The following is a 15,434-nucleotide window of genomic DNA, read 5'->3' as shown; positions in this document are numbered from 1 at the left end:
ATGCGGATTTCCAACATATTCCAGCTTGGTGTGAAGGAACTGCGCGGACTGGCGCGTGATCCCATGCTTTTGCTGCTGATCGTTTATGCTTTTACGCTTGCGATCTACACGGCTGCAAAGGCAATGCCTGAAAACCTCAACAATGCGGCTATTGCGATTGTCGATGAAGATCAGTCGCCCGTTTCGGGCCGTATTACGACGGCGTTTTATCCGCCATATTTCGTGCCGCCAAAACTCATCTCATCTCATGAGATGGATAAACGGATGGATTCGGGCCTTGATACATTTGCACTCAATATTCCGCCAAATTTTCAGCGTGACCTGCTCGCCGGACGTTCGCCAACGATCCAGCTGAATGTCGATGCAACCCGTATGAGTCAGGCCTTTACGGGTGGCGGTTATGTGCAGTCGATTGTTTCGAGCGAAGTTAACGAGTTTGTTAATCGCTATCGCGGTGAGGCAGAAGCGGTCGTTGGATTGGGCTTACGTGCGCGGTTCAATCAGGATTTGAACAAAGGCTGGTTTGGTGCGATCACCAATGTCATATCGTCGGTGACGATGCTTTCCATCATTCTGACGGGTGCGGCTCTCATCCGGGAGCGTGAGCATGGCACGATTGAACATCTGCTTGTTATGCCCGTCACACCACTTGAGATCATGGTCTCAAAAGTCTGGTCAATGGGTATGGTTGTGCTGGTGGCAACCGCTTTCTCGCTGATCGTGGTTGTACAGGGCATTCTGGCCGTGCCGATCAATGGCTCGCTGACACTGTTTCTGGCGGGTGCTGCATTGCAGCTCTTTGCGACCACAAGCCTTGGCATTTTTCTCGCAACGATTGCCGGTTCCATGCCTCAGTTCGGGCTTTTGTTGATGCTGGTTCTGCTGCCGCTTCAGGTTCTTTCGGGCGGTACAACGCCGCGCGAAAGCATGCCGGAAATCATTCAGAACATCATGCTGGCTGCACCCAACACGCATTTCGTGATGCTCGCGCAATCGGTGTTGTTTCGCGGCGCGGGATTGAGTGTCGTCTGGCCGCAATTGCTCGCCATGATCGTTATTGGAAGCGTTTTATTCTTCTTTGCGCTTCGCCGTTTCCGCGACTTCCTCAGATAAAAACTCATATGATTCAACCCTCTGGATCACTTCATTCGAAATGTGATTCAGAGGGGCATTATGTTGCAGTTGATAATCTATCGTGCCCTTGCTATCGCTCATCCTAGGATACGGTTCTGCCCGTGAGGGTGGATGAAAAGGGAACACGGTGAGGCTTATTTGAAGAGCTGAGACCGAGACTGCCCCCGCAACTGTGACCGGAGAGTCGTCCTCCCATGATCGGTATCGCGATCATAGCCACTGAATATTCGTGTTCGGGAAGGCGGAGGATTGATGAAGACCCGGAAGTCAGGAGACCTGCCGCATCCAGTCACCCATGGCTGACACGAGGGGTGTTCAGTCGCGGCCGTCCGTAGCGGTGACATTGTGAAATGTTGCCGTGGGACAAAGACGGGGTGCTTGCGCCCTGATTTCTGACACCTGCGGTGAAGCAACGCTTGCGCGCAGGAAGTAAACTAATGCATATTCTCAGACTATCGGCCTATCTCGCATCAACCATTTTGGTTGCTATGCCGCTTGACGCATTCGCTCAGACGAACGTGAATGCTCAGGATATCCTTGTGCTTGATACGATTGTCGTCACACCGCTTCGTCGTGCGACGTCTTTGCAGCGTTCTACGTCATCCGTTACGGTGATCGACAGTCAAGAAATAACTCGTTCGGCAGCGCCCGACTTGCAATCGCTCCTGCAACATTATCCCGGTATTTCGATTGCCACAAATGGCGGACAGGGATCGTCTTCCAATCTCTATATTCGCGGGATGTCGTCAAAACAGACCGTTGTTTTAGTCAATGGCGTGCGAACTGCATCGGCCACGACTGGTGCCACATCGCTTGCCAATATTCCGCTGAGTTCAATTGATCGTATTGAAATCGCTAAAGGTGCGCATTCCTCACAATATGGTGCGGATGCGATGGGTGGTGTGATTAATATCATTACCAAGCAGGGCGGTGCCTGCGGTGAGCGTTCTTTCTGTGGCAGTGTCACGACAGGTGTTACGCATCCATGGGGCGGCTATGCGTCTGCGTCTATGCAAGGCCAAAACAAAGACGGTATAGATTATGCGTTTGGTGCGGCGGTAACAGGCACGCAGGGGTATAATTTCAAACAGCCTGGGACGTTCGGCTATGAACCGGATCGGGACGGATTTCTGCAAGGCTCGTTCAATTTCTCCCTCGCAAAGGATTTCGACTGGGGCCGGATTTATACGGATGGTCTGTTGACCCGCGGGCGTAACCAGTATGACGCAACAGCGCCCTCTTTTAACGAAGCTTATACGACCGCGTTCAATGGAAAAATTGGTACACGTATTGATCATACAGACGATTGGTCTTCGACGATTGAATTAAGTTCCGGGCTGGATCACAGCCGGAATTTTCGTAAGAACGTGAGCGGGTCTGATCTGTTTGAAACCAAGCGCTATGGCATTTTTGCTTCGACTGAAAAGCAGTTTGAAACAGGCAGCATTTCTCATGTGGTGACGGGTGGCGTTGAAGCTTACCGCGAGGAAGTGAATGCGACGACTGTTTATGCAGAAACGAGCCGTGATTTGGCGGCTGTGTTCGGGCAATATTCGCTGGACTATGATGCGCTACGCTTTGATGGCGGCGTGCGTTATGATCACAATGAGCAATTTGGCGACGTTGTGACTTACAATGCCGGAGCGAGTTATGAGGTTTTGCCTGATTTGGTGCTGCGCTCGTCATTTGGCACAGGTTTTCGAGCGCCGACCTTCAATGAGCTTTATTATCCCGGCTACGCAAATCCTGATCTTCAACCCGAAAAATCCCGTTCTTATGAAGTTGGTCTTAACTGGCAGGCAACAGATAAAACCAGCATCGATATGGCTTTTTATCAAACCCGGTTGCGCGATGCGATCATGAGTACAGCACCATCCTATCTGCCCTATAATGTTGCCCGGGCAAACATTACAGGTTTTGAAGCCACGCTGTCTCATCGTTTTAATGAGAACTGGGGCGTGAAAGGCTCTATTGATCTGAAACGCCCGATTGATGAAGACAGTGATAATGATCTGGCTTATCGCGAACGGGTCAAGGCAACGGCAGAAGTTAGCTACAAGCCGGTCGAGAAGCTCGATCTGACTGCACGGCTGCTCTATGGCGGTTCACGTTTCACAAATGCTGCCAATACCAACAAGCTTAATCCATATGTGACGGCAGATTTCATTGCGCTTTATGACTTTGATGCACAGTCGCAACTTAAGCTCTCTGTGGAGAATATCTTCGATAAGGATTATCAGACGACGTCAGGTTACATAGCTCCAGGACGCACCATAAATATTGGGCTAACGCGGAATTTTTGATTGAAGATGATGTTGGCGTGTAAACAGGCGGTTGTGAAGAATATCAGGCTTTGTCTTCTGGCAGGCCTGTTTCTCGCTGGCTTTCATTCTGCATTCGCAGAAGATCGGCCTCAACGCGTCGTGTCGATCAATGTCTGCACGGATCAGATTGCGATGTTGGTGGCTGATCCCGCGCAGTTGCAATCGGTGTCCTATCTCTCGCGTGATCCGCTTTTATCGGTGATGAGTGAGAAGGCAAAGCGATTGCCAGTGAATCATGGGCAAGCCGAGGAAGTCTTTCTCATGAAGCCTGATCTTGTGCTGGCAGGTACATTTTCTTCGCGTGCTACGGTTGGGCTCTTGCGTGACTTGGGTGTGCGGGTTGAGGAGTTCGCGCCAGCACGATCATTTGAGGATATTAAAGCGCATATGAAGCGGCTGGGAGAATTGTTGGGGCGTGAAGAAGAAGCTGAACGGCAGATTGCTACTATGGATGCGGATTTATTGGCGATCAGAAAACCTGATCGCAAGCAAACTGTGGCGCTGTATTATGCCAATAGCTATACGGCGGGGCGCGGCACGCTGATTGATGAGGCGATCCGTCTGGCAGGGCTTGATAATATTGCAGACAAGGCAGGCGTTCGCGGCTCAGCCATGCTGCCGCTGGAAATGCTGATAATGGAGAGACCTGATATTCTTGTTCGCGGTTCGCGCGGGCGACCGCCTGCATTGGCCTTTGAAAATTTCGAGCATCCAGCATTGCGTGCTCTTGAAGGCCATACGCGGATGGTGGCGCTCAACGATAATCTGACAGTGTGTGGCGGGCCATTCAGTGTTGAGGCTGTCGCAAAACTCGCGGAGGCTGCGCGTGACTGAAACTGGCCGTTTTTATCTCCTGCTTGTTGGTCTGGGTTTGCTGGTCGTCGCGCTCTTTGCGCTCTCGCTGCTGGTTGGTCCGGCATCGATAAGTGTGGGTGAGAGTATCCGAGCGCTTTTTACCGGGCAGGGCGATGTGATTGCGCTGGTCATGCGTGAGATACGTCTTCCACGTGCAATCCTCGCCTTGCTGATCGGTGCTTCGCTTGGGCTTTCAGGCGCGGCCCTTCAGGGCTATTTGCGCAACCCGCTGGCAGAGCCGGGATTGCTTGGGGTGAGTTCCTCCGCATCCCTTGGTGCAGTGATCGCAATCTATACCGGGCTTTCACAGGTTTTTCCGCTGGCTCTGCCATTGTTGGCGCTGCTCGGTGCGTTTCTGTCAGTCTTTCTGGTAAAGGCTCTCGCGGGCCGTCATGCCGGAACGTTGACGGTTATTCTTGCAGGCGTTGCCGTAACCAGTCTCGCCGGGGCGATGACGGCACTTGCGCTTAACCTTTCTCCCAATCCATTTGCGGCGATGGAAATTGTATTCTGGATGCTGGGCTCTCTGGCTGATCGTTCAATGACGCATGTGTGGCTTGCAGCGCCATTTATCTTGATTGGCTGGGTGATGTTGTTTTCGCTCGGACGGGCGCTCGATAGTCTCACATTGGGATCGGATGCTGCCGCCAGTATGGGCGTTAATCTTTCCCGCGTTCAGGTCATGGCGGTTCTTGGCACTGCGGCCAGTGTCGGGGCCTCGACTGCCGTGGCGGGTGCAATCGGTTTCGTTGGACTTGTGGTGCCGCATTTGCTGCGTCCGCTGGTTGGATCAAGACCATCGCGACTGCTGGTTTCCAGCGCCTTTGGTGGGGCGGCATTGTTGCTGGCTGCCGATGTTCTTGTGAGAGTTATCATGCCGGGGCGCGAATTGAAGCTTGGTGTGCTGACCGCAATCATCGGCGCTCCATTCTTTTTGTGGCTTGTGTTCAAATATCGGAGACGGCTGGTATGACTATGCTCTCTGTCAAAAACCTTGATGTGTCGCTTGGCCACAAAGCAGTTCTTGAAGCTGTCAGTTTTGAGGTGCGTGAAGGCGAATTTATCGGTCTCATTGGGCCGAATGGTGCGGGTAAGACAACACTTTTGCGCGCTGTGCTTGGCCTGACGCATTCATTAGGTACTCTTTCGCTCAATGGTTCAGATTTGAGACGCATGCACGTCGCTGACCGTGCCAAGGCAATCGCCTATCTGCCCCAGGAGCGTGATGTTGGCTGGCCTGTTACAGTGCGGATGCTAGTATCGCTTGGACGCTCGGCGTTGAAACCGGTTTTTGCCGGTTTGGATAAGGGCGATGAAGCTGCCATTGAAATAGCAATGCAGCGTATGGGTGTGGCAGAGTTTACGTCGCGCCCTGCCAATGAATTATCGGGTGGTGAAAGAGCGCGCGCTTTGATCGCGCGTGTTTTGGCGCAGGATACACCTATCATCATGGCAGACGAGCCGGTGGCTGGGCTCGACCCCGCGCATCAGCTTGAATTGATGGAAGTGTTTGCGGGACTAGCCGCCGAGAAAAAGACAGTGATCGCCTCGCTGCATGATCTTGGTTTGGCTGCAAAATACTGCACGCGGCTGATTGTTCTTGATCAGGGAAAACTCGTTGCAGATGGCATGCCGGAAGAGGTTCTTACGCCTCATTTGCTCAACGATGTTTATGGAATCGATGGGCAGTTGTTGAAAATCGATGATGATTTCGTTCTGCATACGCGCAAACGACTAGGCTAGATTTTTACAGTTTTGATTGAATGAATTTGTAAAATTGCGGGCATTTTTCCACCGGATGGTCAAAAATCCCAAATTTCGGCCAATCCTGCTTGCTCTTACAATTTCTTGTGATTAACCAATTGCCCATCAGATACCGTTGAAATTGCGCTGAAAGGATGAGAAATCGTGGAGCAGGCAACGAGCGGAAAACGCAAAAGCGGACGCAAGGCGCTTTGGGCAGCCGTAGCAGTCATCGCCATCGCCGCTGCAGGTGCAGTCGGATACAAGATTACACTCGAAAAGACGATCAATGCTCAGCTTGAACGGCGTGGCGGTAAAGCTGCTTCAATTTCAGCTGACTTCCTTGGTCATATCAAGCTGACTGACGTCGTCCTGCCTCTTAAAGATGGCAAGGATATTACAATTGGTTCGATTGAAGGTCGTCCAAAAATCCTGTTCCTGAATGGCATGCTGGACGCCAAGGACATCAAAACTGAAGTTGCGCAGTTCAAAATCGCACTGCCGAGTGTTCTTATTGACGACGCCGATTTCGACATTGCAATGTTGCGCGATACTTTTGGGAATGGCGAACTGACCCTTGCCGAGCGCGTTGGTCGTTTTTCTGCAAAACGCATGTCTATTCCTGAAATCAATGTCGTTCAGATGCTGAACGATAAGGAACAGAAGACGTCCTACAAGGATGTTATGTTTGAAGATATCGTGAATGGTCACGTGGCGCGGTATACCTCGTCTGGAGCGACCTTTGATCTCGATCTGTCATTGCCGAATGAGGCAGGCAAGATTGAAGAAGAGCGCATGACGGGCACGATCGGCGTTTCAGAGGGTAAAGATATTGACGGTGTTTTCATCGCACGTCTTTACACTGAAGCTGCGGGTCCAAACGATACTGAAGCCAAGCCGGTTTATGGGCCGTTCTCTGCAAAAGATATCGTGATCAAAAGCACGAAATCGAATTTTAGCTATGCTGAAATCCGTAGCAATGGTTTCACGATGCGTCTGCCAGCGGAGCCGTTGACGGAGACTTTGCAGAAACTTGAAACTGCTAAGGATATTAATGCGCTAACGCCTGAAGAGCGCAAAGAGTTCTTTGTCCGTCTGATTGGTCTTTTTGATACGATTGGTAAGGGCGACGTCGAATTGTTTGGCATGAAGATCCAGCCCGGCGATCTTGAAAAGGGTCAGGGTAGCATCGAAAAAATGTCGATGGCGTTTGACAATAAGAAGTTTGATATGTCGCTCACCGGTTTCTCAGCTGGTAACGCTAAGGATTATTTCAAGTTAGACGAGTTTTCGCTTAAGGGCTTCAATTGGGCGCCTTCAGCAGAAGCGATAACGAAGTTTGCCGCTTTGAACGAAGAGGAAATGGAGAGTTTCCCGTTCACGACCATGCTGCCAGAGTTTGGGACAATCGTTGTCAAAGGTATCGAAGCCGATCTTCCTTATGATAATAACGCGTATGATGATATCGATATTGAGGATGAAGACGGTAATCCGGTGCCAAAGCCTGATGGCCTGCCGCATCGCTTGAAAATTGGCGTTAAAAGCTATGAAGTCGCACTGAATAAGCCAGTGAATGGTATTCCGTCTGATATTCGTATTGCCTATGAAGATATGTCTTTGCCTGTGCCAGCGGATAGCAGCGAAGAAATCTATCAGCAGCTGCGCAAGCTTGGTTATGAGCGCGTCACGATTTCTTCAAACTTGGAAGCGAACTGGGACGAGCCGACGCAGAGCCTTATCATTAAGGACATTTCTCTAAGCGGCAAAGATATGGGTAAGATTTCCATGTCTGGTCTGATGGGTGGCTTCTCTAAGGAGTTTTTCTCTGGTGACAAGGTGCTTGCTCAGGTTGCGCTTCTGGGGCTTAAAGCGCGTGAAGTGAAGCTGAAGGTGGAGAATGAAGGTCTCGCTGAAAAAGGACTGAAGCTCTATGCAGACCAAAACGACATGTCTGTTGAAGAAGCACGCAGCACACTCACACTCATTGCGAGTGCTGTCTTGCAGGAACTTGCTGCCGATCAGCCACAGCTTGAAGGTGTAATCTCGGCGTTCAATACGTTTTTGGCCAAGCCGAAGAGCTTTGAAGTGACTGCAAAATCCAAGTCTGAGCGCGGTATCGGTGCATTGGAAATGATTGCGGTTTCTCAAGATCCGATGTCGATCCTCGATAAGATCAATATTGAAGCAACTGCCGACTAAAACAAGCGTTCTTCAATAGCTGAACAAAAGCGCCGGCTCATGTAGCCGGCGTTTGCATTCTGAGCCGAATTTCAGATAGGGTGCGCAAATTAAAATTCATCATTCGGAATTCATCAATGCTCAAAAATATAAACCCACTGCTGACCGGTTCCCTTCTCGAAGTGCTTGCGGATATGGGCCATGGCGACGATCTGGTTATCGTTGACGCCAATTACCCTGCACAGGCTTCTGGCGTTCAGGTGATCGATTTGCCGGGCATCAGCGCAACTGACGTCGCAGAGGCTGTTCTGTCGCTTTTACCGCTTGATGACTTTGTCGATCTGCCTGCGGCTGTCATGGAGTGCCCTAGCGAGACGCCTGCGATTTTTGGTGAGTTTGAAGCGATTATTGAAAAGGCTGAAGGCCGCAAGATCGCGGTAGAGCAAATCGAACGCTTTGCTTTTTATGATCGTGCAAGTGCTGCGTATGCTGTCATCCGTTCGGGTGAAAAGCGTCTCTATGGCAATATTATTTTCAAGAAGGGCGTTATTCGCTCGTAATTGAAACTAAAAAAACCCCGCGATGCGGGGCTTTTTTATTCATGCTGTTTTACTGCTGAGGCTTTGGGTGATGATGTTCCATCTTGCCCTTGCCACCGTGATGCGGACCTTTTGGGCCGTGGTGGTGTTTCTTGGCAGTACGCAGCTCATGGCGGTCAAGCTTGCCGTCTTCATTACGATCAAGCGCTGCAAATTCCTTCTGGCGCTGCTTCTCAATCGCTTCCAGTGTGATTTTACCGTCACCCTTAACGTCAAGGCGGCGTTCTAAGCGATCTGCTGCACGGCTTACCATGCGCTTAAGGGCAAGAGCTTCGATTTCATCGCGAGACAGAACACCGTCACCATTGGTATCTGCGGCTTTTAGTTCATCCATGCGGGAGAACTTTTCCAGATCAATCGGTCCGCGCTTGCCTTTGGTTCCATCAGTTTGCGTAATGGAAGTATCCGTCGCCGATTTTCCTGTATTTTCGGTTGCTTTTTCCTGCGCAAAGGCCGCGGTAGAAAGCAATGCTGACGCGATAACTGCAACATACAAGGTCTTCGATTTCATGGTTCTATAACTCCATCACTCTATACAAGGGCGCCATTGATTGGCGTGTGAGTAATGTCGGCCATTTTAGGTGAACCTGATATGAACAAGCCAATTAATAATTGGTAATGTTATGTCGCCCGTTTTGCGCGCAATCTTTCTCTGAACATTGAGAAGAGGCCCGCTGCCACAACAATGCTTGCGCCTGTCAGGACGTTCCAGGTTAGTTGTTCGTGGAAGACCAGCACTGCAATCAAAGCGCCCACAACCAGCTGTAGATATGTCAGCGGCTGCACTTCAACGGCTTCAAGAATGTCGTAAGCGCGAATAAGGCAATAATGGCTTGCAATACCAGTTACGCAGAGCGCTGCCATCCATGGCCAATCGTGCAGAGCGATAGACTCTACGTGGAATAGGCCAACCATGGTGAGGACAACTGCGCCGCCAATGCCAGTATAAAAGAAGCTGGTCATTGAGGTGTCGGTTTTACTGACAGCGCGTGTTGCAATGGCATAAAATGCAAATATGACGGTGGCGCTAATCGGAAACAGCAGTGCCCAGTCAAACTGGACATGGGTCGGGTCGATAATGAGCAGGACGCCAAATAAACCCACGAAAATAGCCAGCCAGCGACGCCAGCCAACCTTTTCGCCGAGCAGTGGCACTGAAAGCATGGTGATCAGCAGCGGGGCTGCCTGAAAGATTGACTGCGTCATCGCCATACCGACACGGCTGAGACCGTAAACAAGTATAACAATTTCTGCTGCGAGCAGTATGCCGCGAAGAACCTGCAAGACTGGACGTTGTGTCGAAGCTGCGCGCGCAATTCCCCCTGAGCGCGTTGCTACAAGAATCACAAAGGCTGCAAAAACCCAGTAACGCACCATCGTTATAAAGATGGGCGAATAATGTGAGCCGAGATACTTCGAAATGCCGTCCTGTGTGGCGAAAATTGTGACAGCGAGAAGAGTGAATGTGTAGCCAAGGCTTTTGCGGGTCATGAGGCACTCATAGTACCGCTGCACCAGTTTCGCTATGTCTATTTGTACGGAATCGTTCTTTTAAGCGAACAAAAAATCGACAAAGAATAGCTAGGAATTTTTCGAAAGAGTTTATCCGTTGCCCTTGCTCGGGCATTCGGTAATCAGCGGTAACTCTTTGTAAGAAATGAGAAAATGGTGGGTGATGTAGGGATCGAACCTACGACCCGCTGATTAAGAGTCAGCTGCTCTACCAACTGAGCTAATCACCCACTCGCTTCTCCGAGGCAGCGGCCCCGGTGAGGTGAGCGGTTCTATAAAGGCCGCTTTTCTTTGTGTCTAGCCTTCAATTGAAAAAAAACGAAAAAAAGTTCAATGAATTTAAAAAGGCCCAGAAATGATGGGTTTTTCTAAATTAACATTTGCGCGTATATGGTGCACATCTTTGATCTGCGCCTTGTGATTGCCGGCCCGGGGCCAAATCCAGGGAATCAAATTGTTCATGATTCTGTTTTTGAAACATTTTTTCGGTGTGTGGTTGCAACGAAGCGCCTGAATTTCCATATGCATGAAGCTCAAATCACATGGGTTTGTGTATCGTGATGAGGATCGCTTCCGGCTTTTCATGAGCGCGCCGCAAATGTCGCAGTCATGTCATCAATTTTTGATGCTTGTCTGAGATGCTTCGGCATATAAAAGACTTGATAGGCGAATATGATTTTTGCCATTGAGAAGATGCTGCAAGCGTTTGTTACGAGCAGGCAGGCGAGGGGTTCACGCACCGGATTGTCCTCGTTTAAGAAAACCCGAAGCCGCACCCCATGTTGGGATGCGTTTTCATAATCCGGTTCGCGGCATTTTGAGGACGGAATGGAAAGCATAATCAGCGACCTCGGACAGTTCATCTCCGATCATCGGGCATGGGCCGCTCCTATCGTGGGCGTAATCGCCTTCGGCGAGTCCCTCGCTATTATAGGTATGCTTATTCCAGCGACGCCGATCATGCTCGCAATTGGTGGCCTCGTTGGTGCTGGTATCGTTGAGCCATGGCCAATTATCATTGGTGCGATTATCGGTGCCGTTATCGGTGATATCGTTTCCTATCTGCTCGGCTGGTGGCTTGGTCGCAGCATTATTCACAAATGGCCGCTCAACAAACACCGCACAGGAATTGCGCGCGCACGCTTGCTGTTTCGCCGTTATGGTTTTTCCGCTGTCTTCCTCGGACGCTTCTTTGGTCCGGTGCGCTGCACCGTACCGATGGTCGCAGGCATGATGTCGATGGATCAAAAGCGATTCCAGACGGCAAACGTTCTTTCTGCTATGGTCTGGGCACCTGTTATGTTTTTGCCGGGCTGGCTCGCTGGTCGTGGAATCGGTGTCTTTGCCAAGATGGATGGCGACCATATGTTCTGGGCCGTCGTCGGAATCACGCTTGTGACGATTGTTGCAACCTTGGTTGGCATGCGCTTTTTCAAGGGCCGTCCGCGTCGTGAGCGTAAGCGCGGCGTTCATGTTTCTCCCGCAGAATAGCATATGGCCTTGCGCGTGAGCCGCGCGTCTGCATAATGCAGCAAACTTATGCTTATTTAACAACATGGCATTTGAGGGTGAGCAAGCAGCTCCCTTCGTGTCTTTTGAAAAGGTTCATCGCGCTTTATGCCCGACGACAGTTCTGACGATCCGTCTTCACGAAGTCCCGCTCCCTTTCAGGGAGCGTCGGACTTAAAAGGCTCTGAGCTTACTCACGCCGTTTGCAATTTCTTCTCGCCGTTCCGTGTTTCTACGGTTCGAGGAGGAAACGCATGCGGCGTTTTTTCTGTTTCCTCGTCTTTTTGATTTTATAGGAGCCGACACATCATGGATTGGTCCATGGACTGGATTGCCGACCCCAATGCCTGGATAGGTCTGGTAACATTGGTGGTGCTTGAGATTGTTCTCGGCATCGACAATCTCGTTTTTATCGCAATTCTCGCCGATAAACTTCCGCCGCATCAGCGTAATCGTGCGCGTATAATTGGTCTTACACTGGCCCTAGTCATGCGCCTTGCGCTTTTGGCGTCGATCTCGTGGATTGTGACGCTGCGCGAACCGCTGATTAGCGTCATGGGCCTATCATTCTCTGGCCGTGATCTCATCATGTTAATTGGTGGTCTCTTCCTTCTTGCCAAGGGCACGATGGAATTGCACGAACGCCTTGAAGGTGCCCATGGGCCAAAGAACTCGCGCGTTGTCCATGCTGTTTTCTGGCAGGTTATTGTTCAGATCGTTGTTCTTGATGCGGTATTCTCGCTCGATAGCGTGATTACAGCTGTCGGTATGGTGCAGCATCTTCCTGTGATGATGATTGCCGTTATCATTGCTGTTGGCGTTATGATGCTTGCATCGCGTCCGCTGATGGACTTTGTGAATAAGCATCCGACGGTTGTTATTCTCTGTCTTGGCTTCCTGATGATGATCGGCTTCAGTCTGGTTGTTGAAGGTTTTGGCTTCCACATTCCGAAGGGCTATCTCTATGCGGCAATCGGCTTCTCGGTATTGATCGAGGCAGCAAACCAGATGGCGCGTAAGAATCGTGAGAAGCTGGTGACGACCAACGATTTGCGCGAAAGAACCGCTGGAGCGGTCTTAAGGCTCCTTGGTGGTCAACGCGATGACAGTCCTCTCTCGGATACAGTGGATGTGATTGCACAACAGACGGCGTCCAGCGATATCTTTCTTCCCGAAGAGAAGGAGATGATTCGTGGAGTTCTCGATCTCGCAGATCGTCCTGTTCGCACCATCATGTCTCCGCGTAATGAAATCGAATGGCTCGATCTGGATGAAGACGAGGCGGAATTGCATCAGGCAATTCGTGAGCTTTCGCATTCGCGAGTCGTTGTAGCACGTCGTCAGGTTGATGAGTTCGTCGGTGTGGCGCTGGTCAAGGACTTGTTGCTCGATATGAGTGACAAGAAGCCGATTGACTGGGACAAAGTGGTCAAGCAGCCGCTTGTGGTGCATGAAAATGCGAATGTTCTGCGCGTTATGGAGCAGTTGCGTGTTTCGCCGGTACAGCTCGCCATTGTGGTTGATGAGCACGGTTCATTTGAAGGCGTGGTTACGCCGACCGATGTTCTTGAAGCCATTGCTGGTGAGTTTCCTGATGAGGACGAGGAAGCGTCCGTTGCAGAATCAGATGGACAGGGCGGCTATCTCGTTGATGGCTTTACTGACATTCGCCGGCTCAGCAGCATCCTGCAACGCGATCTCGTGGATGACAGTGATCGTTACACGACGCTGGCCGGTTATGTCATCTGGCATCTGGGGCATTTGCCGCTGGGTGGTGAAAGTTTCACTGCTGATGGGTACGAGTTTACGATCCATGCGATGAATGGTCGCCACGTCGAAAAGGTTCATATTCGGCCTGTTGACGATTACGAGGTGTAAAATGGAATAATTTTGCGAGCAGCTGAAAGGTTGCTCGCAAAATATTTCACCCTGTTAATTCCTATAGAATAAGTAGGATATTGACTTTTTCAGCCAAGCCTTCAAAATTAACACATCGTTCAATGTTGTGGCGAAAACACGGCCTTGAGGTGATGGTATTAACGGGAGGCTCTTATGAACCGCAAATTTTTATTGCTGATTAAAAGCCTGAAAAGTGGTGGGCTGGCAGTCATGTCCTCTTTGGAGCAACCTTGGCGCGGCATGAAGCTGAATGCGGAGGAAATTGCACGGCGACGCCGTAATCGCGTTGAACGCGGCGAGCAAAATTTTCTCTGGTGCTGGCAGCATCGCGGGTTCTGGTAGGCATTAATAGCCGGAAAAAAGTTTTGAAAGCCGGAAGCAAAAGCTTCCGGCTTTCTTGTTTTTGTTGCGCGTCTTAAAGACTCTTTGGAAAATTATTCTCCATCAGACTTTGCTGTTAGGCAGGGTTTTCAAGAATAGCTCCGAAGGTAGTTTATATATTTAAATCAATGATTTAGATTGATTCTTGTCTATCTCTCTGTAGATTTGTTTCCCAATGGAAGTCGATTTATGGGCGCTTTGCGCAAGCAAAGTGAGAATGGTGTAATCTATGAAGAAAATTATTCTATATGCCGCAGTGGCGCTCGGTTTGGGTGCAGTTCCTGTGCAGGCGCAGGAGCAGCCGAAAGAAATCCTTAATGTGTCTTACGACATTGCGCGTGAGCTTTACGAGCAGGTCAACAAGGCGTTCGTTGCTGATTGGAAAGCCAAGACGGGTGAAGATCTCACCGTCAATCAGTCTCATGCCGGTTCTTCCAAGCAGGCCCGCTCCATCTTGGAAGGTTTGGAAGCTGATGTTGTTACTTTCAATCAGGTTACGGATGTTCAGGTGCTGCATGACAAGGGCGATCTGATCCCTGTTGACTGGCAGAAGCGTTTGCCGAATAATTCATCACCCTATTATTCGTTTCCCGCATTTTTGGTGCGTGAAGGCAACCCAAAGGGCATCAAGAATTGGGATGATCTGGCGCGTGAAGACGTGAAAGTTGTGTTCCCAAATCCTAAGACTTCGGGCAATGCACGCTATACCTATCTCGCTGCCACGGCCTACGCGAACGAAGCCTTCAACGGAGATCAGGACAAGGTTCACGAATTTATCGGAAAGATTTTTAAGAATGTACCGGTGTTTGATACTGGCGGTCGTGGTGCAACCACTACCTTTGCTGAACGCGGCATCGGCGATGTTCTTGTGACATTTGAAGCGGAAACCCGTGGAACTGAAAAGGTTCTTGGCGCTGACAAATATGACGTTGTCGTTCCTGAAGTGAGCCTGCTCGCTGAATTCCCGGTAACGGTTGTTGATAAGGTTGTCGACAAGCGTGGATCGCGCAAGATTGCTGAAGCTTATCTCGATTATCTCTATTCCCCTGAAGGTCAGGAAATTCTTGCGCAGAATTTTAACCGGGTCCACGACAAGGATGTGATTGCGAAGCACAAGGATATCTATCCTGATGTTCGTCTTGTGACTGTTGAAGATGCTTTCGGCGGTTGGGAAAAGGTTCAGAAAGAGCATTTCGCCGAAGGTGGTGTGCTTGATAAGCTGTTCACTGCCAAGTAAATAAAACTACCCGGCGGGGGGGGGGGTATTCGATCCCCGCCTTTCTTTTGAAAAAATCTAAAG

At 50.3% G+C, this 15,434-nt stretch carries 14 protein-coding genes, 1 tRNA gene and 1 riboswitch; of the genes, 11 read left to right on the top strand and 4 right to left on the bottom strand.

The features are described from left to right. The 7 genes from U2P60_RS16675 (at position 1) to U2P60_RS16645 (ending at position 8,794) form a co-directional block, all read left to right on the top strand. Positions 1 to 1,113 (top strand): ABC transporter permease, encoded by a 1,113-nt coding sequence (locus U2P60_RS16675; RefSeq protein ID WP_313826711.1) that lies wholly within the window; start codon positions 1 to 3, stop codon positions 1,111 to 1,113. Positions 1,114 to 1,207: 94 nt separating this feature from the next. Next, positions 1,208 to 1,433, top strand: a riboswitch (cobalamin riboswitch). Between the two features lie 138 nt (positions 1,434 to 1,571). Further along, the gene (locus U2P60_RS16670; protein WP_413573404.1) at positions 1,572 to 3,437 is read left to right on the top strand and encodes a TonB-dependent receptor domain-containing protein; all 1,866 of its coding nucleotides are present in this window, start codon (positions 1,572 to 1,574) and stop codon (positions 3,435 to 3,437) included. Between the two features lie 9 nt (positions 3,438 to 3,446). Continuing rightward, positions 3,447 to 4,292 carry an ABC transporter substrate-binding protein gene (locus tag U2P60_RS16665; RefSeq protein ID WP_413573839.1) on the top strand — a complete coding sequence of 282 codons (846 nt, stop codon included), beginning with the start codon at positions 3,447 to 3,449 and terminating at the stop codon, positions 4,290 to 4,292. Further along, positions 4,285 to 5,286 (top strand): FecCD family ABC transporter permease, encoded by a 1,002-nt coding sequence (locus U2P60_RS16660; protein ID WP_413573403.1) that lies wholly within the window; start codon positions 4,285 to 4,287, stop codon positions 5,284 to 5,286. The genes U2P60_RS16665 and U2P60_RS16660 overlap by 8 nt, the downstream gene beginning before the upstream one ends. Continuing rightward, positions 5,283 to 6,056 (top strand): ABC transporter ATP-binding protein, encoded by a 774-nt coding sequence (locus U2P60_RS16655; protein WP_413573402.1) that lies wholly within the window; start codon positions 5,283 to 5,285, stop codon positions 6,054 to 6,056. Before U2P60_RS16660 ends, U2P60_RS16655 begins: the two co-directional genes overlap by 4 nt. Positions 6,057 to 6,221: 165 nt before the next feature. Next, positions 6,222 to 8,255, top strand: a complete 2,034-nt coding sequence (locus U2P60_RS16650; protein WP_413573401.1) for a hypothetical protein — start codon at positions 6,222 to 6,224, stop codon at positions 8,253 to 8,255. Between the two features lie 116 nt (positions 8,256 to 8,371). Then, positions 8,372 to 8,794, top strand: a complete 423-nt coding sequence (locus U2P60_RS16645) for an RbsD/FucU family protein (protein WP_313826706.1) — start codon at positions 8,372 to 8,374, stop codon at positions 8,792 to 8,794. 49 nt (positions 8,795 to 8,843) lie between these two features. On the opposite strand, the gene U2P60_RS16640 is transcribed toward U2P60_RS16645, so the two are convergent. The 4 genes from U2P60_RS16640 to U2P60_RS16625 form a co-directional block, all read right to left on the bottom strand. Next, complete coding sequence (locus U2P60_RS16640) at positions 8,844 to 9,344, bottom strand: EF-hand domain-containing protein (RefSeq protein ID WP_413573400.1); 501 nt, start codon at positions 9,342 to 9,344, stop codon at positions 8,844 to 8,846. A gap of 110 nt (positions 9,345 to 9,454) precedes the next feature. Further along, positions 9,455 to 10,324, bottom strand: a complete 870-nt coding sequence (locus tag U2P60_RS16635) for a DMT family transporter (RefSeq protein WP_313826704.1) — start codon at positions 10,322 to 10,324, stop codon at positions 9,455 to 9,457. Between the two features lie 175 nt (positions 10,325 to 10,499). After that, a tRNA-Lys gene (locus tag U2P60_RS16630) sits at positions 10,500 to 10,575 on the bottom strand. Positions 10,576 to 10,926: 351 nt separating this feature from the next. After that, a complete protein-coding gene (locus U2P60_RS16625; protein WP_413573399.1) occupies positions 10,927 to 11,184 on the bottom strand; it encodes a hypothetical protein in 258 nt (85 codons plus the stop codon). Here U2P60_RS16625 and U2P60_RS16620 point away from each other — a divergent pair. The 4 genes from U2P60_RS16620 to U2P60_RS16605 all read left to right on the top strand — a co-directional run bounded on the left by U2P60_RS16620 (position 11,174) and on the right by U2P60_RS16605 (position 15,371). Beyond that, a complete protein-coding gene (locus U2P60_RS16620; RefSeq protein WP_250038913.1) occupies positions 11,174 to 11,836 on the top strand; it encodes a DedA family protein in 663 nt (220 codons plus the stop codon). The genes U2P60_RS16625 and U2P60_RS16620 overlap by 11 nt on opposite strands. Before the next feature lie 327 nt (positions 11,837 to 12,163). Then, on the top strand, positions 12,164 to 13,732 hold the full coding sequence (locus U2P60_RS16615) for a TerC family protein (RefSeq protein ID WP_313826702.1): 1,569 nt from the start codon (positions 12,164 to 12,166) through the stop codon (positions 13,730 to 13,732). Between the two features lie 174 nt (positions 13,733 to 13,906). Further along, positions 13,907 to 14,095, top strand: a complete 189-nt coding sequence (locus tag U2P60_RS16610) for a hypothetical protein (RefSeq protein WP_313828638.1) — start codon at positions 13,907 to 13,909, stop codon at positions 14,093 to 14,095. A gap of 268 nt (positions 14,096 to 14,363) precedes the next feature. Then, positions 14,364 to 15,371 carry a sulfate ABC transporter substrate-binding protein gene (locus U2P60_RS16605; protein WP_413573398.1) on the top strand — a complete coding sequence of 336 codons (1,008 nt, stop codon included), beginning with the start codon at positions 14,364 to 14,366 and terminating at the stop codon, positions 15,369 to 15,371. Positions 15,372 to 15,434: the final 63 nt, after the last annotated feature.

Origin of the sequence: Brucella sp. H1_1004, from assembly GCF_047308065.1 — a bacterium.
GTDB classification, from domain to species: domain Bacteria; phylum Pseudomonadota; class Alphaproteobacteria; order Rhizobiales; family Rhizobiaceae; genus Brucella; species Brucella pseudogrignonensis_B.
The sequence above is the reverse complement of the archived record's forward strand: the minus strand, read 5'-3'. Positions and strand labels throughout refer to the sequence as shown.

What these genes read in the sequence shown, in the direction of transcription:
- U2P60_RS16675 (WP_313826711.1), top strand. Translation starts at nt 1, where the DNA reads ATGCGGATTTCCAACATATTCCAGCTTGGTGTGAAGGAACTGCGCGGA.
- U2P60_RS16670 (WP_413573404.1), top strand. Translation starts at nt 1,572, where the DNA reads ATGCATATTCTCAGACTATCGGCCTATCTCGCATCAACCATTTTGGTT.
- U2P60_RS16665 (WP_413573839.1), top strand. Translation starts at nt 3,447, where the DNA reads ATGTTGGCGTGTAAACAGGCGGTTGTGAAGAATATCAGGCTTTGTCTT.
- U2P60_RS16655 (WP_413573402.1), top strand. Translation starts at nt 5,283, where the DNA reads ATGACTATGCTCTCTGTCAAAAACCTTGATGTGTCGCTTGGCCACAAA.
- U2P60_RS16645 (WP_313826706.1), top strand. Translation starts at nt 8,372, where the DNA reads ATGCTCAAAAATATAAACCCACTGCTGACCGGTTCCCTTCTCGAAGTG.
- U2P60_RS16640 (WP_413573400.1), bottom strand. Translation starts at nt 9,344, where the DNA reads ATGAAATCGAAGACCTTGTATGTTGCAGTTATCGCGTCAGCATTGCTT.
- U2P60_RS16635 (WP_313826704.1), bottom strand. Translation starts at nt 10,324, where the DNA reads ATGACCCGCAAAAGCCTTGGCTACACATTCACTCTTCTCGCTGTCACA.
- U2P60_RS16620 (WP_250038913.1), top strand. Translation starts at nt 11,174, where the DNA reads ATGGAAAGCATAATCAGCGACCTCGGACAGTTCATCTCCGATCATCGG.
- U2P60_RS16625 (WP_413573399.1), bottom strand. Translation starts at nt 11,184, where the DNA reads ATGCTTTCCATTCCGTCCTCAAAATGCCGCGAACCGGATTATGAAAAC.
- U2P60_RS16615 (WP_313826702.1), top strand. Translation starts at nt 12,164, where the DNA reads ATGGATTGGTCCATGGACTGGATTGCCGACCCCAATGCCTGGATAGGT.
- U2P60_RS16610 (WP_313828638.1), top strand. Translation starts at nt 13,907, where the DNA reads ATGAACCGCAAATTTTTATTGCTGATTAAAAGCCTGAAAAGTGGTGGG.
- U2P60_RS16605 (WP_413573398.1), top strand. Translation starts at nt 14,364, where the DNA reads ATGAAGAAAATTATTCTATATGCCGCAGTGGCGCTCGGTTTGGGTGCA.